The organism is Mycobacterium sp. HM-7, from assembly GCF_053852335.1.
The window spans coordinates 3,520,346-3,543,066 of record NZ_CM132657.1; the positions used below are offsets into that span (position 1 = coordinate 3,520,346).

The window sequence follows — 22,721 nt, forward strand, 5'->3', positions numbered from 1 at the left end:
GCAGGTCGGGGAAGCCGGAGCTCACGCGGCGTCCGGGTCCTGCGCAATGCCGTCGGCGGCCTTGCGCAGCAACGTCAACGCGGTGCGGGCCCACGTCTGTGTCGCGCCGGCGAGTCCGCACGCGGGCGTCAGTCCGATGCGGTCGCGCAGGACGGCGCGGGGGAATCCGAGCCGGTCGGTGACGCTCGCCGCCGTCGCCGCGACCTTCTCGACCGGCACCGGCCGCTCCGGCGCGACGCCCGGCAGCACGCCGAGCATGATCGTCCGGCCGCCTTCGACACACTCGCCGATGCCGTCGAGGTCAACCGCGGTCAGCTTGGCCGCGTCGACCGATATCGCGCTGAAAGCGGTGCGCGCCAAGGTTTTCCATGGTACTTCCGCAGCACACACGTGAATGCTCACCTGTCCCCCGACGGTTGCGATGCACTCGTCGAGCAGGCTCGCGGCCAACAGTGCGTCGACCGGTGCCACCGGCGACATCCGGGTGACGCCGGCGAGACGCCCGGCCAGGGCAGCGGGCAATGACGGTTCGTCGAACTGCACCACGACCTCGACATCGCAGCGCCGGGCGACCTCGGCGCGATGGTGCGCGACGCCCTCGGCGAGCGAACCGGCCAGGTCCCGCAGGGCGCCGGGATCGCTGATGGCCCGGTGGCCGCCGGGTAATTCGAGTTCGGCGGCCAGCGTCACCGGACCCGGAGCCTGAATCTTGATGGTGCGCCCGCTGCCACGCAGCCCGGCCTTCTCCCACGCCTCTTCGAGCGCGTCGACGTCTTCGTCGAGCAGGCCCGTGGCGCGACGCACGACGGAGCTGCGGCCGGGTGCGATGCGGTATCCCCGCGGGACGGTGTCGATGCCGATGTCGACGAGCAGCGCACCGGCGCGTCCGATGATGTCGGCGCCGATGCCGCGGGCCGGGAGTTCCACGAGGTGCGGCAGGGCGGGCAGTTCACCGACCACGACCGCCGCCGCTTCGCGGGCGACCGTCCCCGGCCACGAGCCGATACCGGTTGCCTGGGCGAAAACAGTCACGCGGCCAACACTATTCGATGGGTTCCTCGGCAGGATCTTCCACGTAGCTCCGCAGCCGGTCCAGCGCCCGGTCCCAACGCTTCGAGAGCGCCGTCAGGTACGCACTGGCCTCGGCGAGGGGGTCCGGCTGGATCCGCCAGATGCGCTCGCGCCCGTGCCGGCTGCTGGTCACCAGCCCCACCGCCTCCAAGAGCAGCAGATGTTTGGTGGCAGCCTGCCGGGTCACCGGGATCACGTGTGTCACTTGTGAAGTCGAACTCGGACCCGCTTCGCACAGCCGGGCGACGATACGCAGGCGGTTGGGGTCGCCGAGCGCGTCGAACAACGGCGCCCGGGTATCGGCCGCCGTACTCACACGAACTCGGCCAGGTACTTGCGGACCAGCTTGGTCTGGGCTTCCCAGCCGCCGCTGTTTGCTTCGAATGCCGCGGCGCGGCGCTCGGCCGGGATGCTGTCGAACCCGGATTCGACGATCTGCAACAACACACCGTCGGCGGTTTCGGTCAGGGTGAACTCGACCAGCGTGGTCGGCTCGTCGTCGTAGTCGGCACCCGGTTCGACGGCGTACGGGTGCCAGCGGAATGCGAGTCGCCGAGGTGGCTCGACCGCGACGATCTGCCATACCGAGGCTTTCCCGGCGTGTGGTTCCTGTGCGGCGGCGACGTCGTCGTCGACCTCGGTCGGGGTGATCACACCGGTCACCGATTCGCCCGCGACGAACGGGCCGTCGAATCTGATACCGAACCAGCGCCCGAACTCGTCGGCGTTGGCGATGGCACGCCACACCCGGTCCAGCGGCGCACGCAGAGTGACTTCTTTTTCGATGCGATCGGAACACATAAGCAACCTCCTGGTTGCCTATCACGCTACGACTGGACGGCACGATACGCAACCATTTGGTTGCCTTCGATTGGGGTCAGCGCACGATCGTGGCGCTACCGATGACCTCGTCACCGTCCGGATCGCGGCGGTACAGCACCATCGTCTGACCAGGCGCAACACCGCGCAGCGGCGTGCGGAGCTGCACGTCGACCACTCCGTCCCGGACCTCGGCGACCGCGTCGGCCAGTCCGCCGTGCGCCCGCACCTGGACCAGGCATTCGACCGGGCCCTCTGGTGCGGTACCGGACGTGAACACCGGGCGCTCGCCGGTCAGTGCGTGGATCTCGAGGTCCTCCGCACCTCCGACATGCACGGTCCCGGTCTCTGCGTCGATGCCCGTGACGTAGCGCGGCAGGCCGTCGGGACCCGGACCGGCGATGCCCAGGCCCTTGCGCTGGCCGATGGTGAAGCCGTGCACGCCGTCGTGCTCGGCGAGCTTCGTGCCGCCGGCATCGACGACCGCGCCGGGACGGATGCCGATACGCGCGCCGAGGAAAGCCCGGGTGTCACCGGACGGGATGAAGCAGATGTCGTGACTGTCCGGCTTGTCCGCGACGGCCAGTCCGCGATCGGCGGCCTCCTGCCGAATCTGCGGCTTGGGGGTGTCGCCGATCGGGAACAGCGCATGGCTGAGTTGTTCGGCCGTCAGCACCCCGAGCACGTACGACTGGTCCTTGTCCGCGTCGACCGCGCGACGGAGCCGGCCGTCCTCCAGGCGGGCGTAGTGCCCGGTGGCGACGGCGTCGAAACCGAGCGCCAGGGCCCGCGCCGACAGCGCCGAGAACTTGATCTTCTCGTTGCAGCGCACGCAGGGGTTCGGCGTCTCACCGCGGGCATACGACTCGACGAAGTCGTCGATGACGTCTTCCTTGAAGCGGTCCGCGAAATCCCATACGTAGAACGGGATTTCCAGGATGTCCGCGACGCGACGAGCGTCGCCGGCGTCCTCCTTGGAGCAGCAGCCCCGCGACCCGGTGCGCAAGGTGCCGGGCGCGGTGGACAGCGCCAGATGCACGCCCACCACGTCATGTCCGGCGTCGACCATGCGCGCCGCCGCCACCGAGGAGTCCACTCCCCCGCTCATCGCTACCAGAACCCGCATGACTACCTTCCCAACCCGGCACTGGCCAGTGCGGCCTGACGCGCCCGCTCGACCGCGGCCGGCAGCACGGCCAGCGCGGCATCGATGTCGGCGTCAGAACTGTTGTGCCCCAATGAAAATCGGAGTGATCCGCGGGCACTCGCCGGATCGGCGCCCATCGCGATCAAGACGTGCGACGGCTGCGCGACACCTGCCGTGCAGGCCGACCCCGTCGAACATTCGACGCCCTTGGCGTCCAGCAGCATGAGGAGGGCATCGCCCTCGCAGCCACGAAAAGTGAAGTGCGCGTTGCCCGGCAGCCGGTCTTCGCCGGTACCGCCGTTGAGCACGACATCCCCGATACCCGACAGCACGCCGTCGACCAGACGGTCGCGCAGGGCGCCGATCCGGGTCCGGTGATCCTCCAGGCCCGCCACCGCGACGCACGCGGCGGCCGCCATGGCCACCACGCCCGCGACATCCGGTGTGCCCGAACGTACGTCACGCTCCTGGCCGCCGCCGTGCAACAGCGGCACGCATGCGACATCGCGGCGCAACAGCAGCGCACCCACCCCGGTGGGGCCACCGAACTTGTGTGCCGCCACGCTCATCGCGGACAGCCCGCTCACGGCGAAGTCGACCGGCACCGCACCGATCGCCTGGATGGCGTCACTGTGCATGGGTACATCGAATTCTGCTGCGACAGCGGCCAATTCGGCGACCGGCTGAACGGTGCCGACCTCGTTGTTGGCCCACATCACGCTGACGAGCGCGACGTCGTCGTAGGTTGTGAGAATCTCGCGGAGAGCGTCGGCGGAGGTGGCGCCGGCCGAGTCCACGGGCAGCCAGGCCACCTCGGCGCCCTCGTGCTCGACCAGCCACTCGACGGCGTCCAGCACCGCGTGGTGCTCGACGGGCGTCGTCACGATCCGGCGGCGCCCCGGGCAACTGTCCCGGCGGGCCCAGAAGATGCCCTTGACGGCCAGATTGTCACTCTCGGTACCACCGGCGGTGAAGATCACCTCCGAGGGCCGGGCCCCCAGCTGCTGGGCCAGGGACTCGCGGGCCTCCTCCATCCGGCGCCGCGCGGTCCGCCCCGACGTGTGCAGCGAGGACGCGTTACCGCCGGCCGCCAGGACCGCCGTCATCGCCTCGATGGCAGCAGGGTGCATCGGGGTCGTGGCGGCGTGGTCCAGGTATGCGGGGCTCATGGCCTGTCCAGGATACCGGCCAGGCCAAACCGGTCAGGCGGCCTGCCAAACCGCCTTGGCGTGCCCGTGAACAGCGGGGACGGGCAGCGGACCGACCTGGTGCACGGCGGCCTGGCAACGGGCCGCCAGATCACGACGGTCGGTACCGGGCAACTGCAGCGACTGCACCTGGATGTGGCACACCGTCAGCCGCGCCGTGATGACGCGCTTGATCGACGTCAGCAGCGAATCGTCGCCGATGAACGCCGGAATGGTCGACTGCGCTCCGTCCCGGTGCCGGTAGGTCAGCTGCAGGGGCTGGACCGGCCGGCCGGTGTCGACCGCGGCCTGGAACATGGCCGGAGCGAAGGTGCCGTGGCCGAGGCCGCACCAGGTGGTGCCCTCCGGGAACGCGACGACCGTCTGGCCCGCGGTGAGCCGGTCCGCGACGGTGCGTACGACGTCGGGCAGCCGACGCAGGCTGTGCCGGTCGATGGGGATGACCTTGAGCAGCCGGGCGAGCGCACCCAGGGCCGGCCACTCGATCAGGTCGGCACGCGCCACGAAGGACCCGGGCATGACCGCGCCGATGGCGAAGATGTCGACCCACGAGACGTGGCCCGCCACCACCAGCACACCACTGAGGTTTCGGATGGGACCGCCGGAGACGGTGATCCGCACGCCCAGGCACCGCAGCACCAGCCGGCAGTACGCCCGCTGGATCCGCGAGCGGCCCGGCATCGGCACCGCCAGCAGCGGCAGCGTGGGCAGCAGCAACACCGTCATGATCAGCCGCACCGTCGTCCGCAGCGCGACCACGACAGGACGGCTGATCTGTGCGGCGTCCACCCGGATGCAGCTGGCGTCACACGACGCCTTCGGCAGCCACGGGTGCTCTTGCACGGTCACGGGCGTGGTCACTGCCCGGCCTTGTCGGTCGCGGCGGCGGCCGAACGCAAGCGCGTCAGGTAGCGGACGTCGGCCTCCCGCTTGTCCAGCAGCGCCGGGAAGTCACCGACGCCGAAGTCGGGGTCGTAGGCGGGATCGCCGCACACCTTCGCGCCGAGGCGCAGGTAGCCGCGCATCAGCGGGGGCACGGTGACCCTGGCCGGCGGCTCGATGTCGTCGAGCAGCTTGCCGTCGATGATCACCGGACGGTACGGGCGCACCTTGTACTCCGAGGCGTGCCGCTTGTTGACGAAGTCGCGCACACCGCGAATCTGGGTGGCCGGGGCCTCGTCAGGGCTGCCCTGGATGGGCACCGACACGCAGCCGGTGACGTAGTCGTAGCCGCTGTGGTCCAGGTAGGCCAGGATGCCGCCCCACATGAGCAGCACGACGGCGCCGTTGCGGTGGTCGGCGCGCACCACGGCGCGGCCCATCTCGACCAGCGAGGGGCGCAGGGCATCGAGCGCGCTGACGTCGAATTCCGTTGCGGTGTACAGCCCACCCGCCGCGATGGCGCCGGGCGGCGGCAGCATCCGGTAGCAGCCGACGTACTCGCCGGTGTGGTCCTCGCGGACCAGCAGGTGGTCGCAGAACTCGTCGAATCGGTCGGCGTCCCGGCCACTTTCGAAACCGGGACTGTCGTCGGTGAGGGTGTAACCCGGCTCCGAGGTGAACACGTGGTGACGAAGCCGTTGCGCGGCCTCGATGTGTTCGGAGTCGGCCGACAACAGCAGCGTGTAGCGCGGGGTGTCGGTCGATGAACTGGTGTCGTCAGGGGCGATGAGTACAGAACTAGTGCTCATGCTCAGCACGGTGACTGAGCCGTTGGGCGCGGCGGCATCAACCACGTAACGCGTTGATGACCGGTTGCGAAACATCACGGTCCGTTACATTCGGGCCATGATGCCGCGATGAGAAGCCGCGCCGCGATCGTCCGAGAGGTCGGCGGGGACTGGTCGGTGGAGGAATTCGAGCTCGACCCACCGCGCGCCGGTGAGGTGTTGCTGCAGATGGCGGCGGCCGGGCTGTGCCACTCCGACGATCACATCCGGTCGGGCCAGCTGACCGCGCCGAAAGGTGCTGCGGTGCCGAGCATGCCGCCCACGATCGGCGGTCACGAGGGTTCGGCGGTGGTGCTCGAGGTCGGGCCGGGCGTCACCCGGTTCTCCCCCGGCGACCACGTCGTGACGTCATTCCTCGCGGTGTGCGGGAAATGTCGTTGGTGCACAAGCGGTATGGAGTACCTGTGCGACGTCGGTGCCGGCACCCTGATACCCGGCATGCCGACCGACGGCACCTTCCGCCATCACAGCCTGGTCGGCGAGGAGTTGCGGCACACCTCGAAGATCGGTGCGTTCGCCGAACACACTGTGGTGGCGGCGGATTCGCTCGTGAAGATCGACCCGTCGCTGCCGCTGGTGCCCAGCGCGCTGCTGTCCTGCGCGGTGCCGACCGGCTACGGGTCGACGGTGCGCCGCGCCGGGGTACGCGCCGGTGACACCGTCGTGGTCATCGGTGTCGGCGGCATCGGCACCGCCGCCATTCAGGGTGCGCATCTCAGCGGTGCGGCACAGATCGTCGCGGTCGACCCGGTGGCATTCAAACGGGATTCCGCACAGTCGTTCGGGGCCACGCACACCGCGGCGACGGTCGCCGAAGCCGTTGCGGCGGTGCGGGATCTGACGCGCGGCGTGATGGCCGACGCCGTCGTGGTGTCACCGTCGATGATCGGTGACGGCGACGTCGCCGATGCGCTGTCCTTGACCCGCAAAGGGGGCACCTGCGTGCTGACGGGGATGGCGGCGCCGTCGGCCGGGGCCGTGCAGCTCGACCTGCAGGACCTCATCCTGATGAACAAGAACCTGTGCGGCACGCTGTTCGGCTCGTGCAACCCGACCACCGAAGTTCCCGCGCTGGCACAGCTCTACCTGGAAGGCCGGCTCAAGCTCGACGAGATGATCACGCGGCGCTACCGGCTCGATGACATCAACGAGGCCTTCGACGATCTGCTGGGCGGCCGGGTGATCCGGGCCGTCCTTGATTTCACCTAGCCCGGGACTGCGTTGATCCTGTAACCAGGGCAGTCGCCACTCACACAAATACGCCCCAGCTACAGGGTCAACGCCTTTCGCGCGCCACCCAACGTTGAGCCTGTAACCAGGGCTGTCGTTACTCGCACGAACCCGCCACAGCTGCAGAGTCAACGCGCGCCGGCGATGCCCCGGGCGACCAACTTCGTCTCCAGGTACTCCTCGAAGCCGGCCACTCCCATCTCCCGGCCGATCCCGGATTGCTTGTAGCCGCCGAACGGCGCATCCGGCGAGTACCAGACACCGCCGTTGACGTTGATGGTTCCGGTGCGCAGCCTCGATGCCACCCAGTCGACGCGGTCCTGGTCGGTGCCGACGACCGCGCCCGACAGGCCGTAGGGCGAGTCGTTGGCGATGCGCACGGCGTCGGCGTCGCCGTCATGGGCGAGCACGGTGAGCACCGGCCCGAAGATCTCCTCGCGGGCCACGCGGGCGTCGTTGGTGAGGCCGGCGATGACGGTCGGTTCGATGAAGAAGCCTCGGGTCCGATCTGCCGGGCGTCCGCCACCACACGCGAACCGGCCACCCTCCTCGATCGCCAGCCGCAGGTAGTCCTCGACCCGGTCGCGCTGTCGCGCGGAGATCAGCGGGCCGCACAACGTGGCAGGGTCGGTGGGATCGCCGAAACCGATGCCGGACATGGCAGTTGCCGCCGCGGCGACGGCCTCGTCATACCGGGCGCGGGGCACCAGGAGGCGGGTGGTGAAGGCACAGCCCTGGCCGGCATGCATCGCGACACCGGCCGCTGCGGCGGCGCAGGCCGTGGGCAGGTCGATGTCGTCGAGCACGATGTACGCCGACTTGCCGCCCAATTCCAGGAACACCTTCTTTATGGTCTGCGATGCCGCCATCATGACGGCCCGGCCGGTTGCCGTCGAGCCGGTGAACGACACCAGGTCCACACGCGGATCCTCGGTGAGCTGGGCCCCGATCCGGTGATCGCCGGACGTGACGACGTTGACGACCCCCGCGGGAAAGTCGGTGCGCTCATTGATGATTCGCCCGACTTCGGCCGCACACCACGGGGTGTCCGGCGCGGCCTTGAGCACGACGGTGTTGCCGGCGGCCAGCGCCGGGCCGAGCTTGGCGAAGTTGATCTGGTGCGGGAAGTTCCAGGGGCTTACCGCACCGACCACGCCGCAGGGCTCACGGACGACGGTGCGCCGCGTCGGTTTACCGAACGGTGCAGACTCGCCGAGATCGGTTGTCCACGAATAGTTTTCGGCAAGGTCGGCGACATAGCCCAGACCGTCGACCGGCAGCTGCAGATGGCCGCCGTGGGTGAGCGACACGGGCGCGCCGACCTCGGCGACGGTGATGGCGCGCAGGTGCTCGATCTCGTCATTCAGCGCATCGCGCAGCTGCCGCAGGCAGTGCACCCGCAGCGCCGTGTCGCGGGACCAGTCGGTGTCGTCGAATGCGGTACGGGCGGCGGCGATGGCGCGATCCATGTCGACGGCGTCGGCATCCGCCGCGTACCCCAGCGTCTCCTCGGTGGCCGGGTTGATCGTCGCGAACTCGCCGCCGCGCCCGGGCACGAGCTGCCCATCGATCAGCAGGGCGGTGCTCACGTGATGACCAGCCCCTCAAGGGTTTCCGCGTCCCGCCAGGCGGCGAGGATGTCGGCGTATTCGGTGGGGCCACCGAAGAAGAAGCTGTCCTGGTTCAGCCGGTCGCTGGGTTGCCCTTCGCGGTTGTAATAGCCGGGCGTACACGCCTCGCGCCGGCCGGAGATCACCCCGGAACGCGCCACCACGGTGTCGACCCACGCGGCCTCGGCATCGACCGATGCCTCGACTTCCCCGAGGTCGTTCTTGAGTGCCCACGCGATGACCCACGCGGTGTGCCGGGACTGGGTGTCGATGAGGTACGGGAAGTTCACCGTGAATCCCGACTGCGCGATGCTGGCGATGAAGCAGTTCGGAAAACCATGGACGTGCAGGCCGTGCAGGGTGCGCACGCCGTCGGACCACTTGTCGCTCAACGTCTTTCCGCCGCGGCCGATCACCTCGAAGCCCGCCCGCCGGGCATAGTCGGTGCCGACCTCGAAGCCGGTGGCGAAGATCAGGCAGTCCAGCGGGTACTCGGTACCGTCCACCACGACCCCGGCAGCGCTGATCTTCTCGACGCCGCGGCCGCGGGTGTCGACCAGAGTGACGTTCTCCCGGTTGAACGTCTGCAGATACTCGTCGTGGAAACACGGCCGCTTGCAGTAGTAGCCGTACCAGGGCTTGAGGCCGTCCGCGGTGGCCGGGTCGGTCACCAGCGCGTCGATGCGCGCCCGAATCTGCTCCATCTTCGCGAAGTCCGCCAGCTCGGCCGCAGACGCACGCGGGTCGGTACCTTCCTTCGCGATCGGCATGGCCTTCGCCAGGCTGGTCCAGGCATCGGCCACCAGGTCCTCGTCGGCCTGGCCACCCGCCGTGAGGATCTGGAAGTTCTCGATGCGGCGCTGCTGCCAACCGGGTTCCAGCGCCGCCGCCCAGGCCGGATCGGTCGGCGCGTTGGCCCGCACGTCGACAGTCGACGGTGTCCGCTGAAATACGAACAGCTCCCCGACCGCCGGCGCCAGGCGCGGCACACACTGGATCGACGTCGCGCCGGTCCCGATGATCCCGATGCGCTTGTCGGCCAGGTGCTCCAGGGCAGCACCTGTGTAGCCGTAGTCCCAGCGGCTGGTGTGGAAGGCGTGGCCCGCGAATTCGGTGATGCCCTCGATGCCGGGCAATTTGGGCTTCTGCAGATAGCCGTTGGCCATCGAGACGAATCGGGCCCGGATGGCGTCGCCGTGGTTGGTGGCGATCACCCACCGCGAATCGGACTGGTCCCAACGGATTTCCCGTACCTCGGTCTGCAGGCAGGCGTTGCGGTACAGGTCGTAGTGCTCGGCGATGGCCCGGCAGTGCGCGAAGATCTCGGCGCCTTTGGCGTACTTCTCGGTCGGCACGTAGCCCAGTTCTTCCAGCAGCGGCATGTACACGTACGACTCGACATCACAGGCGATGCCGGGGTACCGGTTCCAGTACCAGGTGCCGCCGACGTCGGCGGCCTTGTCGATCAGCCGGATGTCGGCCACCCCGAGTTCCCGCAGCCGGGCGCCGGTCAGCAGACCGCCGAAACCGGCGCCGATGATCGCGACATCAACCTCGTCGGTCAGCGGCTCTCGGCTGAAACCCGCTTCCGCCCAGGGGTCTTCACCGAACTCCGCGAACCGGCCGGCGATCTCCACGTACTGCCCGATGCCGTCGGACCGCAGCCGGCGCGCACGTTCCTCGGCGTACCGCTGCCGCAGTACATCCGGGTCGAATGTCACGCTGTCGCCGCCATGCGTCATCGATGCATACTGGAACACGTTTCAGTTTCTGGCAAGGGTTCAGGCACTTTGCCGATGCGCCAGCGCAACACGCAGCTGCCGCCGGCCGCGGGAGACCCGCGACATCACCGTACCCGTGGGCACTCCCATGAGCCCGGCGGTCTCGGCGTAGGTGTAGCCCTGAACCTCCACGTAGAACATGGCGGTCCGGGCGCCTTCGGACAGCTCCCCGAACGCGGCCTCGACATCTCCGTCGGTCATCAGGTCGAGCAGCTCGACCTCTGCCGAACGGCGGGCAGTCGACTTCTCGTGGCCACCCGCGGCGATCACCTCCAGCGGCACCTCCGGTGGGCGCGATGCCCGGTGGCGATGTCTGCTTACCCACCGGTTGTGCAAGATCCGGAAAAGCCAGGCATTGAGATTGGTGCCCTGCTGAAACGACCCGAACCCCTGGTACGCGTGTAACAGGGTGTCCTGCAAGAGATCTTCTGCGTCGGCTTCGCAGCGTGTCAGCCGACGGGCGCCGCGGCCGAGGGCGTCGAGCAGCGGCACGGCGTCGGCGACAAACCGGGCCGCAAGGTCAGCGTCCGGCACCGGCGCTGCCGTCACGATCGAGACTCCCCTCACCTGTGACAGCACCGGATGCGCCGCCGAACTCAGACTCGCCGAAAGCCGCCGGTGGCGAGCCATTGGAAGTACGTGGTCGGCATCGGAATCCGTAGTGCGCCGTGCGATGGATGACTTCGCGCGCCGGCCCGCGTTCAACCCCGCACAGGGTCAAATCCATGACGCTGCCGAATGATGCGCCAGAAGGAGACAACGTGAGTTTGGACAGCATTTCCCATCTCGACCGGACGGGACTCGACGAGTTGGTCCCGTCGCGCTACGCGGTGCCGGTCGGCGATATCGAGGTACTGGTGATCAGTGACGGCGTTCTGCCGATCACGGCGTCGACGCTGGGCACCAATGTCCCCCCGGCCGAACTGAAGGAATGGTTGGACGACAACTTCCTGCCACCCGAGATCGTCGACTGGCCGCTCAACATCGTCGTGGTCCGCAGCGGCGACCGGACGATCCTGGTCGACGCCGGACTGGGTCTGGAATTTCCGGACTTTCCGCGCGCCGGACAGACCGTCCAGCGACTCGAGGCCGCCGGTGTCGATCTCGGCTCGGTGACCGATGTCGTGCTGACCCACATGCACATGGACCACGTCGGCGGGCTGATCACCGAGGGCGTTAAGGAACGGTTCCGGCCGGACCTGCGCGTCCACGCCGCCACCGCCGAGGCCGAGTTCTGGGCGGCACCCGACTTCTCCCACACCGTCATGCCCGGGCCCATCCCGGACGTGCTGCGCCGCTGCGCCACGCAGTTCCTGGACCAGTACAGCGGCCAACTGCGGACATTCGAGACGGACTACGAGGTCGCGCCGGGCGTGCTCCTCAGCCGTACCGGCGGACACACACCGGGGCACAGCGTGGTGCGCCTGGAGTCGCGTGGCGAGAAGCTCACTTTCGCCGGCGACGCCGTTTTCGCCCCCGGCTTCGATAATCCGGAGTGGCAGAACGGCTTCGAGCACGACCCCGAGGAGGCGGCGCGTGTCCGGACGCGCCTGCTTCGGGAGATCTCGGCGACCGGTGAGGCCCTTGTCGCCACTCACCTGCCGTTCCCGTCGGTGTGCCATGTCGCGGCTGTCGGCGACGCGTTCCGCTGCGTGCCTGCGACCTGGGACTACTGACCGCTGAACACGAGAACGGCCCCCGGACCTGTTGTCCGGGGGCCGTTTTCGATGCTGCGGGGCAGTCAGGCAGCCGCTCCGCCGCCGTCGGCATGCAGCGTCGACCCGGTGATGAAACTCGACCGTGGCGACGCGAGGAACAGCACCGCCTGCGCGATCTCGGCCGGTTGTGCCGTGCGGCCCAGCGGCAGCGCACGCCCCAGTTCATCGTTGGTGTCGCCCCATTCGGCCGCCACCCCCGGCGTCGCCGTCGGCCCGGGAGCCACGCTGTTGACGCGTACTCCTTGCGGCCCGAATTCTGTTGCCCACGTGCGGGTCAGCGATTCCAGTGCCGCCTTGGACGCGCTGTAACTGGAGGCCCCGGGCACGCCTTTGAACGCGACCATGGAGGTGACGTTGACGATGCTCCCCCGTCCCCGGCGCAACATGCCCGGTACCAGCGCTGCCACCAGGAAGTAGGCGCCGCGCACGTTGGTGTCGAAGGTCGACTCGAATGTCGCCACGTCCTGCTCCACGGTGAGTGCGCCCGGAAAGCTGGCGGCGTTGTTGACCACGATGTCGACATCACCACATTGGCGGGCAAGGCTTTTCACCGATTCGAGGTCGGCCAGGTCGGCGACGATGAATCGCACCCCGAGTTCGGCGGCCGCCGCTGTGCCACGATCGGCGGAGCGTCCGGTGATGATCACCGACGCGCCCTCGGCCGCCAGCAGGCGCGCCGTCTCGAACCCGATACCGGCCGTCCCGCCCGTCACCAGCGCGGTCAGCCCGGTCAGCTCCGTCACCGGGTGGCCAGCCAGTCCGCCAGGTGCAGGTCGGAGATGATGGCGTCGCCGCTGGTGACCAACCCGGTGTCACCGACCTTGGTGCCGAAGTAGACGGCTGCCGGGTCGACCACGATCGGCAGGGTTTCGCCGCGGTGGGCCAGCGCAAGTTTGGCCAGACCCGCGAAGGTCAGTTTGTCCGGTCCGCCGATGTTGACGATGCCGTTGACCGGTGCGGCCTGAGCGACGCGAGCCACTTCGGCAGCCACGTCGGCTCCGGCGATCGGCTGGATCAGGCCCTCGGGCACGCGCACTTCACCGTCGACGGTCAGCGATGCGGTGATCGCCTCGGCGAACTCATGGAACTGGGTGGCGCGCACGATGGTGTACGGCAGCCCCGACTCGACGATGATGCGTTCCTGGGCGACCTTGGCCCGCATGTACCCGCTGTCGGGCAGGCCGTCGCACCCCACGATCGACAACGCGACGTAGTGGCCGACACCCGCGGTCTTCGCTGCGGCCGTCAGATTCGTCGCCGACTTGGTGAAGAAGTCCAGCACCGGTCCGTCGGAGAAGTCCGGCGAGTTGACGACGTCGACCAGCACGTCGGAGCCGGCCAGCGCGTCCGTCAGGCCCGCGCCGGTGAGGACATCGGCGCCCGAGTCCCGAGACGCCGCCACGGTCTCGTGCCCGGCCTCGCCCAGCAGGGCAACGACCTTCGAACCGATCTGGCCGCTGGCACCCATCACAGTGATCTTCATCAGACACACCCTTTCGATTTGTTTCGGTTGTGCGGCTTCCACACTGGCAGTCACCGCGGGCCGGCGGACCCCGGAAAGTCCGTAGTCCGTGGGCCGTCAGTCCAGGAACACCACGTTGTCGCCGATCGGATTACGCGGCGTGTCAAGGTGGTTCGCGGGAAAAGCCGGGTCGGGGTCACCGATGGAGATTCCGCACAGGACGGTGAGCTCCTCCGGAATGTCGAGCTGCGCACGTAACACCTCGGGGTAGAAACCGATCGACACCTGTACGCAACTCCCGAGGCCCCGCTCGGTCAATGCCAGCATCAGCGTCTGCAGGAACATCCCGACACCCATCGCGTCGACCGTGCCGAAATCGCGGTGCATGCACACCACCCCGGCGACCGGGGCACGGAAGAACTCCCAGTTCCGCCGCTGGGCCGCCCAGCGGCCTGCCGCATCGCCCCGGTCGATGCCCATCGCGCCGTACACCAGGGCACCGCTCTCGCGGCGCAGGTGCGCGAACCGGGGCGGCAGACCCGCCGAGCCGACCTCGGGCGGGTGGGCATCGACGGCCGCGAGCAGCGCGTCGACCAACCGTGCGCGCCGCGCGCCGGTGACGAAGTAGACGTGCCACGGCTGGGTGTTGGAGTTCGACGGCGCCCGGATCGCGAGCTCCAGCGCCGCGTCGAGCAGTTCCCGCGGAACCGGCTTGTCCGGCAAGAACATCCGGGCCGACCGGCGCGCCCGGACGATGTCGCCGAACCCGGTCGTCATCGGACTCGCCGGTCCTTACGGGCCTCGAGTTCGTCGTCCTCGACGACGACGAGCATCGGCACGCCCGGCGTGCAGATCATCGTTATGAGGAACCGCAGCGGCACATCGGTGCGGTTGTTGGCGTCCGAGTAGTGGATGATGTCGCCACCCGGCTCCCAGAACGCCTCGCCGGCCTTGATCACCCGCGGCGCTTCACCCTCCAACTCGAACAGCATCTCGCCCTCCAAGACATAACCGAACGACGGTCCTCCGGGGTGCCGGTGTGGCGGCGCGCCCGCGCTTCCCGCCGGCCACTCGATTATGGACGTCATCACGTGCGCATCGGCCGGAATGAACGGCGGCGTCACGGTCTGGATGGTCGTGATGGCCTTCATCAGGTCGGCACTATCGAACATTGTTGCTCCTCAGTTGAATTCAGTGATATTCACGGCATGCGGGTTCAGGATTCCCACACGGCCGGCACGCACCTGAAGGCGTTGCCCGCCGTTGCCACATGGCAGACCGACGGGAACGGCAGGTGTGTCGCCACCAGCGCCTCGCGGGTCGACGACAGCTCCTGCAGCAGCCGGACGCGCACGCGCGCCGCTTCCTCGGGATCGTGCTCGAAACCGTTGAACCAGTCCGGATGGTCGAAGCCCGCCTGTAGCACGGCGTCCCCGGCGAATGTCAGGCGGTCGCCGCCCGACGCCAGCCGAACGACACTGTGGCCGGGAGTGTGCCCGCCGGTGCGCCGAGCGAGCACCCCCGGCGCCACCTCGTACTCCGTCTCGTATGGCCGCAACACATTGCGGTACTCATCTAGAAACCTTGTGGCGGAGGATCGCATCGCGTCCTGCATCGCTTCGTTCACGTTGGTGTGGGAGAAATCGGGTGACTCCCAGAACTCTGCCTCGGCGGCGGCGGCGTGGATTCGCACGTCCGGGCCCAGCCGATCCTTCACCCCGTCGACGAGCAGACCGCCGACGTGGTCGAAATGCATGTGCGTGAGCACCACGTCGGTCACGTCGGCGAGGTCGACGCCGGCGGCCGCCAGACGCTCACCCCAACGGCCGGCCCGTGGCGTGAAGTCTAGGTAGTCGACGCCGACTCCGGCGTCGATGAGGATGGTCTGGGCCCCGTGCCTGACCACAACCTGGTTCAGCGGTAGAGCGAGTTCGTCGGACGGCAGGAACATGTCGTCCAGCCAGGCCGCCCGGACGTCCGGGTCGGCGTTGGTGGCCAATTGTGGAGCCCCCATCGGTAGCACGCCATCGCTGATCACCACGACGTCGATGTCCCCGACCGTCAGCGCGTAGTACGACGGCACCGGTCGATCGGGCTCCCGGCCATCGCCCGGTGCGCTGGATTCCACTGCCTGAAGCGTCATGTCGTCTCCCCTGTCACTGGACGTGGCCTGGACGGCCCTGTCGGTGGTCTTCAGCCTCGCCGCGACAGAGCCTGATCGGACCCTTGAAAGCCCGTAGTCGAAAGCGGATGGAGCCACTGCGCGATATTGGCGACGTACTCCTTGAAGACCGCCAATCGAGCCGGGTCTGCCGCGATCTGAGTGCCGGGAAGATCGGACACGAACGACGGCGCTCCGGCGGTGAGATCCCAGTTGTAGTCGGCAAAGTGGTGGAACGTGGACTCGGCGACCGCGCGGCCCATCAGCCGTCCGTCCGGGCATCGTTCACCGTCGACCACGACCGCGAGATTGAAGTGCCGGCCGGTCGCGGTACTGCGGCCCTTTGCGATGGCGCGGGCGAGCGGTTGATTCTCGGACACCATGCCCTCATGCGGATGCGCGGGGAACCATTCGATGTGCCCGCTGGCGGTGCGGTTGGTACGCAACAGTTCGTGCGGCTCGCCGTCGACCAACACCGGCTGGTAGTCGCCATTGGCGCCGGAATGGTAGTTGGGCCAGGAGATTTCCGGGTTGTCCTGGTCGTCGCACAGGTCACCGGGATCGAGGTTCGGATCGTGGAATTCGTTGACGACCCCGAGAAATCCGAGGCGGTTCAGACAGCATCCCAGGTCTTGGTGATCGCGCGCGGTGAGCACACCGCCGCCGCGCTCGCGGAACCGCCGGATGCCTTCGGCGTCGGCCGCAGTCAGGCCGTCGCCGACGTCGACCGCCAGCAGCCACACCTGGTCGAAATCCAGCTCATCCAGCCGGCTCAGCACCGGGTCGTCGGTGCTATATGACCGGTTACGCGCGGTCACGTGGTGGCCGCACGCCCGCAGTTCGTCCGCCACCATCGAAAACCGGCGGACGTCCCAATCGTCGGCGCACGCGGTGATCGTCGTCTGCAACAGGATGCGGGACACAGAACTCATTTCCCTTCAAGGGTTTTCGCGTGGTGCGATCAGCATGGCCGATCGCCGATCGCAGTGAACCCTTGGAAGTTCGTGGTCTGTGGTCCAGTTCAGCTCGAGGGGAAGAGCGTGCGCAGCTGTCGCCGCGACGTGATGCCGAGCTTGACGAAGACCTTCCGCAGGTGCCATTCGACGGTGTGCGTGCTGATGAACAGCTGCGCACCGATCTCCTGGTTGGTCAGACCGCCGGCGGCAAGTTCGGCGATCTGGGCCTCCTGCGTCGTCAGCTCGTCACCGGAACTGACCGGCTCCTTGCGGACCTTCTTGCCGGCCGCGATCAGCTCGCGGCGGGTCCGCTCCGCAAACGCCTCGGCTCCCATGCGGTTGAACATCTCGAACGCCGTGCCGAGGTGCTCCCGCGCTGCCACGCGACGATTCAAGCGGCGCAGCCATTCCCCGTAACACAGATGAGCCCGGGCCAGGAGGAAGACGACACCGGTGCGCCCGAGCCGTTCGATGGCCTCGCGGTACAGGACGTCGGCATCCTCGTCGTCGACCACCAGGGCACGCGCGTGTGCGACTGCCCCCAGACCCCAGTCGGTGCCGCTCACGCCCGCACGTGCAGCGAGCCGCTGGACCGCCCACTGCGCAGTTTCCTTGTCTCCGATGCGCGTTGCGGCTTCGACGAGCTCGACCAGACCCCAGCTGTAGAAGCCCAGATCGTCGTACTCACAACAGTTCCTGGCCGCGGCGAAAGCTTCGGCGTAACGCCCGAGCCCGTTGTAGAGAACAGCCGAAAGCATCCCCGTGACGCCGAGCACCCGGCCTTCGCCGCGTGCCGCCGCATCGCTCGCTGCGGAGTCGAGGGGGCCGACTGCGTCACCCGCGACCCCACGAAACGCCGCCAGTGACAGCGAGTGGTACCGCAACGGGGCGTAGTCGGTTGCCGCTGAGATCACGGCAGCCTCAGCGATGAGTGCTGCCGCCGTATCGAATTCGCCTGCCAGCAGATGCACGCCGGCCCCGAAGGCGAGCGCGGACGGAAGCACCGCCAATGCACCGGCATCGCGCGCCTGGCGGATCGCGGCGGTGGCCAGCAGCCGGTGGATGCCATCGTCCCAAATCTCGCCGACGGCCGATTCCTGAACGATGGCCAGCCCCAACGGCATCCACCGCAGGAATTGCCCGTCGGCGTCCTGCGCGTGCCGACAGATGAGCTCCAGCGCGGCGCGCATCTGTTCGGTACCGCCACCGGTGACGATCCGGCTCGCCACGCCACTCAGCAACAGATCCACCGGCCGGTGCAACTCCGCCGCATCGCCGAGGGCAGCCGCCGCGGCCGCTGCCACCTCCGGCAGCGTGTCGGGCCGGCTCAGCCGGCCGGCGTACATGGCCGCGGCGAGCGCCTCGAGGTATGTCTCGCGGGCAAGTCCGTCATCGAGCGTCTCGAGATCTCTGGCCGCGGCAAGCAGCTTCTGCACCGCATCGCTCAGCGGGGGCACGCCCGGCCCGCCGCCTCGACTGCGGGCGAACTGCATCTGGGCCCGCAACCGATCCACTTGTGCCCGTTGCAGATTCGTCAGCGGCCCGAGTTCGGCGACCGCCAGGAGTTCGTACGCCGCCGCCGGTGCCGCGGCGTCGCGCTTGGCCTGTGCCGCCGCAAGCGCCCGGGCCGCACGCAGGGCAGGGTCCGCGGTCAGCACCGTCGCACGTTCCAGGAAGGCCGCTGCCGCCGCGACGCCGCCCTTGCGCTGGGCCCGTCCGGCCGAGCGCTCCAGGTCCGCGGCCACCGCGTCGTCGGGCCCTGCTGCCGCGTGGGCGAAATGCCAGACGCGCCGGTCGGGGTCGTGCCGTGGATCGGTGGCCTCGGCCAGCGCCCGATGTACCGCGCGGCGCTCGTTCACATCGGCCGCACGGTAGACAGCCGAACGCATCAACGGGTGACTGAAACGAACCCGCGCGCCGAACTCGATCAATCCCGCCGCCTCGGCCGGCGCCAGCGCGCTGACGGACAGTCCCAAAACCGTTGCGGCCCGCTGGAACAGCGCGGCGTCCCCCACCGCGTCGGCGGCGGCGAGGAACAACAGCTGCTGGGTGGCCGGTGGCAGCGACTCCACGCGACGCCGGTAGCTGTCCTCCACCTGGCTCGTCACACTGCGCCCGGTGCCCATGCTCCAGAACCCGCCCGCGAGTTCGGCGGCATGAACGCTGTGCGGAACCTCGAGGAGCGCGAGCGGGTTCCCTCGCGTCTCGGCGACGAGACGGTCGCGCACCCGCGGGTCGACGCGCCCCAACAGCACCGAGTCCAGTAGATCCCGGGCATCGGCATCCGACAGACCCGTCACCGTCAGTTCCGGCAGGGTGCCCAGCGCCTCCGCTCCGGCGTCGCGGGCCGCAAACAGCAGCACGACGGGCTCGGCGAGGAACCGGCGCGCGACGAAGGCGAGGGTCTGCACCGACACCTGATCGAGCCACTGCGCGTCGTCGACCACACACAACAGCGGCTGATCGTCCGTAGCAGCGGCCAGCAGGCTGAGTACCGCGAGCCCCACCAGGAAGCGGTCCGGCGCCGCCCCGGCGCCACGGCCGAAGGCCACGTCCAGTGCTTCGCGCTGCGGCGTCGGCAGTTCATCGAGGTGATGCAGCAGCGGCGCACACAGTTGCTGCAGGCCGGCGTACGCCAACTCCATATCGGACTCGACGCCCGTCACCTGGACACAACGAAAGCCGTCGGCGGCAGCCATCGCGTGCTGCAGCAGCGCGGTCTTGCCGACCCCCGCCTCACCGCGCAGGACCAGCACCTGACTACTGCCCGATCGCGCGGCCGACAACAGGCCGCGCAGCGTCACGATCTCTTTGTCGCGGCCGCGCAAGACCGGCCCACGATCCTGACTCGACATCGGCACCACCGTATCTAGTTGCTGTCAGCAGTCTTGCCCGGACACAAAAGTGCCCCGGAACCGAAGTTCCGGGGCGCTCCTGCCAAACGGAAACTAGCCCTTGCGAGCCTTGATCGCGTCCGTCAGCTGCGGGCTGACGTTGAACAGATCACCCACGATGCCGAGGTCGGCGATCTCGAAGATCGGCGCCTCTTCGTCCTTGTTCACCGCGATGATGGTCTTGGACGTCTGCATGCCGGCACGGTGCTGGATGGCGCCCGAGATACCCAGGGCGATGTACAGCTGCGGGGCAACGGTCTTACCGGTCTGGCCGACCTGGAACTGACCGCCGTAGTAGCCCGAGTCGACCGCGGCACGCGACGCACCGACGGCACCGCCGAGCGAGTCGGCCAGGGCCTCGACGACCGAGAAGTTGTCGGCGCTGCCGACACCACGGCCACCGGCGACCACGACGCTGGCCTCGGTGAGCTCCGGACGGTCACCGGCGACAGCCGGCTCGCGCGAGGTGATCTTGGTGGCGTTCTCGGCCTGGGCCGGAACCTCGACGTTGACGACCTCGCCGGCGGCAGCAGCCGCTTCAGCTTCAATGGCACCCGGACGGACGGCGATGACGGGGAGCACGTCGTTGGCCTGCGCCTCGACGGTGTAAGCGCCACCGAAGATGCTGTGCACGCCGATGCCACCGGCCTTGACGTCGATGACGTCGACCAGCAGGCCGGCACCCAGACGGGCGGCCAGCCGACCGGCGACCTCTTTGCCCTCGGTGCTGGCGACGGTCAGGACCGCGGCCGGGCCGGCGGACTCGACGAGCGCCTCCAGCACGTCGACGGTCGGGGTGACCAGGAAGTTGGCCGCGTCAGCCGACTCGGCGACGTAGATCTTGGCCGCGCCGGCGGCCTTGAGTGCGTCGGTCAGCGGGGCGGCGGTGCCCGGGGCACCCACCACCACGGCGGCCGGCTCACCGAGCACACGAGCGGCGGTGATCAGTTCGGTGCTCACCTTCTTGAGGGCACCATCGGCGTGCTCGACGAGCACAAGTACTTCAGCCATGCGTATTTGCCTCTGTGTCTTTCGTGGAAGTTTCGGTGGGGTGGGGGCTAGATCAGCTTCTGGGCAACGAGGTACTCGGCGATCTTGTTGCCGCCCTCGCCCTCGTCGGTGATCTTCTCGCCCGCGGCCTTGGCCGGCTTCGGCGTCGACGACAGCACCTTGCTGCTGGCGTTGGCGACACCGACCTCGTCGGCCTCGACACCGATCTCGGCCAGGGTCAGCACGGTGACCGGCTTCTTCTTGGCGGCCATGATGCCCTTGAACGACGGGAAACGAGCTTCGCCGATGCGCTCGTTGACGCTCACGACGGCCGGCAGTGCGGCCTCCAGGCCGAAGACGCCCTCGTCGGTCTCACGCTCACCGGTGACCTTGCCACCCTCGACGGAGATGCTGCGCAGCGAGGTCAGCTGCGGCAGGCCCAGCAGCTCGGCGATGACGGCCGGAACCGCGCCACCCACGCCATCGGTGGACTCGTTGCCGCCGATGACCAGCTCGGCGCCCTCGATGGTGCCCAGCGCGCGGGCCAGGGTCCAACCGGTCTGGACGATGTCCGAACCCTTCAGCTGGTCGTCCTTCACGTGCACCGCGTTGTCGGCGCCCATCGACAGAGCCTTGCGGATGGCCTCGGTGGCCCGCTCCGGTCCGACGGTCAGCACGGTGACGGTGCCGGCGCCGCCGGCGGCCTCTTCCTTCTCCTTGATCTGCAGCGCGGCCTCGACGGCGCGCTCGTTGATCTCGTCGAGCACCGCGTCCGCGGACTCGCGGTCGAGGGTGAAGTCGCCGTCGTTGAGCTTGCGCTCCGACTCATAGTCAGGGACCTGTTTGATCAGGACCACGATGTTCGTCATGGGTGTGGTTCGTCCTCCTCGATGAGGCCGGCGGTCGGCCTGGCATTCACGATTAACGCAACGACCAACATGTTACTACTCGGTAACTTATGTGGCATGGCGCAGGAACACCATAGCTGGTCGAACGCGGCCCGAGGATGCCGCCTTTTTGTTTTCTTGACCACACTTGAGGCGGTTCGGCAACATGGCAGAACCAGCAGGTGGGACGGCCCAACCGATCAGGCATGGGATCATGCGGTACCACTCTGGGCTAGCCTGCCTATCTAATGAGCACTTTTCCCGAAACCCAGCCGGCGACGACCGAGGCCCCGGCTGAGACGCTCTTGCCAGTCATGCCACTGACCGGTGAGCGCACCGTCCCGGATCTGGCCGAGGAGAACTACTGGTTCCGTCGCCACGAGGTGGTGTACCGGCGCCTGGTCGAGCGCTGCCGCGGCCGCGATGTGCTGGAGGCCGGTGCCGGCGAGGGCTACGGCGCCAACCTCATCGCCGACGTCGCGCGCCGGGTCATCGGGCTGGACTACGACGAGTCCGCCGTGGCGCACATCCGCGCCCGCTACCCCAGGGTCGAGATGCTGCACGGCAACCTGGCCGCCCTGCCGCTCCCCGACGCCGCCGTGGACGTGGTGGTCAACTTCCAGGTCATCGAACACCTTTGGGACCAAGGCCAATTCGTCGCCGAATGTCTTCGGGTGCTGCGCCCGGGTGGCGTGCTGCTGATGTCGACGCCCAACCGGATCACCTTCACCCCGGGCAGCGACACCCCGCTGAACCCGTTCCACACCCGGGAACTCAACGCCGCCGAGATGACCGAACTGCTGACCGAGCAGGGCTTCGTCATGGAGGCCATGCTCGGGGTCTATCACGGCGCCGGGCTGCGCGAGCTCGACGCACGCCACGGGGGCTCCATCATCCAGGCCCAGATCGACCGCGCTGTCGCCGATGCGCCCTGGCCGGCGGACCTGCTGGCCGATGTGGCCGCGGTGACGATCGACGACTTCGATCTACTGGACGCCAATGACGCCGAGATTGACGACAGCCTCGACCTGGTAGCAATCGCGGTGCGGCCGTGAGT

The 22,721-nt window shown here is 68.5% G+C and carries 22 protein-coding genes; 3 read left to right on the forward strand and 19 right to left on the reverse strand.

What is annotated here, in order from left to right:
• Positions 1-21: 21 nt before the first annotated feature.
• From ACWW1C_RS16955 to ACWW1C_RS16985, 7 genes are all read right to left on the reverse strand, one after another.
• Entirely contained in the window at positions 22-1,032 is a 1,011-nt protein-coding gene (locus ACWW1C_RS16955; protein ID WP_455979460.1) for a methionine synthase, read from the reverse strand.
• Between the two features lie 10 nt (positions 1,033-1,042).
• Positions 1,043-1,387, reverse strand: coding sequence for an ArsR/SmtB family transcription factor (locus ACWW1C_RS16960; RefSeq protein ID WP_455979461.1), 345 nt, complete (start codon positions 1,385-1,387; stop codon positions 1,043-1,045).
• The gene (locus ACWW1C_RS16965; RefSeq protein ID WP_455979462.1) at positions 1,384-1,872 is read right to left on the reverse strand and encodes an SRPBCC family protein; all 489 of its coding nucleotides are present in this window, start codon (positions 1,870-1,872) and stop codon (positions 1,384-1,386) included. Before ACWW1C_RS16965 ends, ACWW1C_RS16960 begins: the two co-directional genes overlap by 4 nt.
• A gap of 76 nt (positions 1,873-1,948) precedes the next feature.
• Entirely contained in the window at positions 1,949-3,016 is a 1,068-nt protein-coding gene (gene mnmA / locus ACWW1C_RS16970) for a tRNA 2-thiouridine(34) synthase MnmA (RefSeq protein WP_455979463.1), read from the reverse strand.
• A gap of 2 nt (positions 3,017-3,018) precedes the next feature.
• The gene (locus ACWW1C_RS16975) at positions 3,019-4,206 is read right to left on the reverse strand and encodes a cysteine desulfurase family protein (protein WP_455979464.1); all 1,188 of its coding nucleotides are present in this window, start codon (positions 4,204-4,206) and stop codon (positions 3,019-3,021) included.
• A 33-nt stretch (positions 4,207-4,239) separates the two neighbouring features.
• Positions 4,240-5,094 (reverse strand): lysophospholipid acyltransferase family protein, encoded by an 855-nt coding sequence (locus ACWW1C_RS16980; RefSeq protein ID WP_455984325.1) that lies wholly within the window; start codon positions 5,092-5,094, stop codon positions 4,240-4,242.
• A gap of 8 nt (positions 5,095-5,102) precedes the next feature.
• Positions 5,103-5,936, reverse strand: coding sequence for a GNAT family N-acetyltransferase (locus ACWW1C_RS16985; protein WP_455979465.1), 834 nt, complete (start codon positions 5,934-5,936; stop codon positions 5,103-5,105).
• A 108-nt stretch (positions 5,937-6,044) separates the two neighbouring features.
• Here ACWW1C_RS16985 and ACWW1C_RS16990 point away from each other — a divergent pair, with 108 nt between their 5' ends.
• Complete coding sequence (locus tag ACWW1C_RS16990; protein WP_455979466.1) at positions 6,045-7,184, forward strand: NDMA-dependent alcohol dehydrogenase; 1,140 nt, start codon at positions 6,045-6,047, stop codon at positions 7,182-7,184.
• 149 nt (positions 7,185-7,333) lie between these two features.
• Here the strand turns inward: ACWW1C_RS16990 and ACWW1C_RS16995 are convergent, their stop codons facing one another.
• From ACWW1C_RS16995 to ACWW1C_RS17005, 3 genes are read right to left on the reverse strand one after another with little or no spacing between them, the layout of a single operon-like run.
• A complete protein-coding gene (locus ACWW1C_RS16995; protein WP_455979467.1) occupies positions 7,334-8,794 on the reverse strand; it encodes an aldehyde dehydrogenase in 1,461 nt (486 codons plus the stop codon).
• A complete protein-coding gene (locus tag ACWW1C_RS17000; protein WP_455979468.1) occupies positions 8,791-10,557 on the reverse strand; it encodes a flavin-containing monooxygenase in 1,767 nt (588 codons plus the stop codon). The genes ACWW1C_RS16995 and ACWW1C_RS17000 overlap by 4 nt, the downstream gene beginning before the upstream one ends.
• Before the next feature lie 39 nt (positions 10,558-10,596).
• Positions 10,597-11,145 carry a sigma-70 family RNA polymerase sigma factor gene (locus ACWW1C_RS17005; protein ID WP_455979469.1) on the reverse strand — a complete coding sequence of 183 codons (549 nt, stop codon included), beginning with the start codon at positions 11,143-11,145 and terminating at the stop codon, positions 10,597-10,599.
• Between the two features lie 212 nt (positions 11,146-11,357).
• Between ACWW1C_RS17005 and ACWW1C_RS17010 the strand changes: the two genes are divergently transcribed.
• On the forward strand, positions 11,358-12,272 hold the full coding sequence (locus ACWW1C_RS17010) for an MBL fold metallo-hydrolase (RefSeq protein WP_455979470.1): 915 nt from the start codon (positions 11,358-11,360) through the stop codon (positions 12,270-12,272).
• A 65-nt stretch (positions 12,273-12,337) separates the two neighbouring features.
• Here the strand turns inward: ACWW1C_RS17010 and ACWW1C_RS17015 are convergent, their stop codons facing one another.
• From ACWW1C_RS17015 to ACWW1C_RS17055, 9 genes are all read right to left on the reverse strand, one after another.
• On the reverse strand, positions 12,338-13,057 hold the full coding sequence (locus tag ACWW1C_RS17015; RefSeq protein ID WP_455979471.1) for an SDR family NAD(P)-dependent oxidoreductase: 720 nt from the start codon (positions 13,055-13,057) through the stop codon (positions 12,338-12,340).
• A complete protein-coding gene (locus ACWW1C_RS17020; RefSeq protein ID WP_455979472.1) occupies positions 13,054-13,797 on the reverse strand; it encodes an SDR family oxidoreductase in 744 nt (247 codons plus the stop codon). Before ACWW1C_RS17020 ends, ACWW1C_RS17015 begins: the two co-directional genes overlap by 4 nt.
• Before the next feature lie 96 nt (positions 13,798-13,893).
• Positions 13,894-14,553: a nitroreductase gene (locus tag ACWW1C_RS17025; protein WP_455979473.1), complete on the reverse strand. Its 660-nt coding sequence runs from the start codon at positions 14,551-14,553 to the stop codon at positions 13,894-13,896.
• A complete protein-coding gene (locus ACWW1C_RS17030; RefSeq protein WP_455979474.1) occupies positions 14,550-14,948 on the reverse strand; it encodes a cupin domain-containing protein in 399 nt (132 codons plus the stop codon). The genes ACWW1C_RS17025 and ACWW1C_RS17030 overlap by 4 nt, the downstream gene beginning before the upstream one ends.
• Before the next feature lie 44 nt (positions 14,949-14,992).
• Positions 14,993-15,919 (reverse strand): MBL fold metallo-hydrolase, encoded by a 927-nt coding sequence (locus tag ACWW1C_RS17035; protein ID WP_455979475.1) that lies wholly within the window; start codon positions 15,917-15,919, stop codon positions 14,993-14,995.
• Between the two features lie 50 nt (positions 15,920-15,969).
• Positions 15,970-16,860, reverse strand: a complete 891-nt coding sequence (locus tag ACWW1C_RS17040; RefSeq protein ID WP_455984326.1) for a hypothetical protein — start codon at positions 16,858-16,860, stop codon at positions 15,970-15,972.
• Positions 16,861-16,958: 98 nt separating this feature from the next.
• Positions 16,959-19,748, reverse strand: coding sequence for a helix-turn-helix transcriptional regulator (locus tag ACWW1C_RS17045; RefSeq protein WP_455979476.1), 2,790 nt, complete (start codon positions 19,746-19,748; stop codon positions 16,959-16,961).
• A 93-nt stretch (positions 19,749-19,841) separates the two neighbouring features.
• The gene (locus ACWW1C_RS17050; RefSeq protein ID WP_455979477.1) at positions 19,842-20,798 is read right to left on the reverse strand and encodes an electron transfer flavoprotein subunit alpha/FixB family protein; all 957 of its coding nucleotides are present in this window, start codon (positions 20,796-20,798) and stop codon (positions 19,842-19,844) included.
• A gap of 47 nt (positions 20,799-20,845) precedes the next feature.
• A complete protein-coding gene (locus tag ACWW1C_RS17055) occupies positions 20,846-21,646 on the reverse strand; it encodes an electron transfer flavoprotein subunit beta/FixA family protein (protein WP_455979478.1) in 801 nt (266 codons plus the stop codon).
• Between the two features lie 332 nt (positions 21,647-21,978).
• Between ACWW1C_RS17055 and ACWW1C_RS17060 the strand changes: the two genes are divergently transcribed.
• The gene (locus tag ACWW1C_RS17060; protein WP_455984327.1) at positions 21,979-22,719 is read left to right on the forward strand and encodes a class I SAM-dependent methyltransferase; all 741 of its coding nucleotides are present in this window, start codon (positions 21,979-21,981) and stop codon (positions 22,717-22,719) included.
• Positions 22,720-22,721 lie beyond the last annotated feature (2 nt).

Coding starts and splice junctions, on each gene's coding strand:
- ACWW1C_RS16965 (WP_455979462.1), bottom strand. CDS start 1,872: ATGTGTTCCGATCGCATCGAAAAAGAAGTCACTCTGCGTGCGCCGCTG.
- mnmA (WP_455979463.1), bottom strand. CDS start 3,016: ATGCGGGTTCTGGTAGCGATGAGCGGGGGAGTGGACTCCTCGGTGGCG.
- ACWW1C_RS16975 (WP_455979464.1), bottom strand. CDS start 4,206: ATGAGCCCCGCATACCTGGACCACGCCGCCACGACCCCGATGCACCCT.
- ACWW1C_RS16985 (WP_455979465.1), bottom strand. CDS start 5,936: ATGAGCACTAGTTCTGTACTCATCGCCCCTGACGACACCAGTTCATCG.
- ACWW1C_RS16990 (WP_455979466.1), top strand. CDS start 6,045: ATGAGAAGCCGCGCCGCGATCGTCCGAGAGGTCGGCGGGGACTGGTCG.
- ACWW1C_RS17000 (WP_455979468.1), bottom strand. CDS start 10,557: ATGACGCATGGCGGCGACAGCGTGACATTCGACCCGGATGTACTGCGG.
- ACWW1C_RS17020 (WP_455979472.1), bottom strand. CDS start 13,797: ATGAAGATCACTGTGATGGGTGCCAGCGGCCAGATCGGTTCGAAGGTC.
- ACWW1C_RS17025 (WP_455979473.1), bottom strand. CDS start 14,553: ATGACGACCGGGTTCGGCGACATCGTCCGGGCGCGCCGGTCGGCCCGG.
- ACWW1C_RS17030 (WP_455979474.1), bottom strand. CDS start 14,948: ATGTTCGATAGTGCCGACCTGATGAAGGCCATCACGACCATCCAGACC.
- ACWW1C_RS17035 (WP_455979475.1), bottom strand. CDS start 15,919: ATGACGCTTCAGGCAGTGGAATCCAGCGCACCGGGCGATGGCCGGGAG.
- ACWW1C_RS17045 (WP_455979476.1), bottom strand. CDS start 19,748: ATGTCGAGTCAGGATCGTGGGCCGGTCTTGCGCGGCCGCGACAAAGAG.
- ACWW1C_RS17050 (WP_455979477.1), bottom strand. CDS start 20,798: ATGGCTGAAGTACTTGTGCTCGTCGAGCACGCCGATGGTGCCCTCAAG.
- ACWW1C_RS17055 (WP_455979478.1), bottom strand. CDS start 21,646: ATGACGAACATCGTGGTCCTGATCAAACAGGTCCCTGACTATGAGTCG.
- ACWW1C_RS17060 (WP_455984327.1), top strand. CDS start 21,979: ATGCCACTGACCGGTGAGCGCACCGTCCCGGATCTGGCCGAGGAGAAC.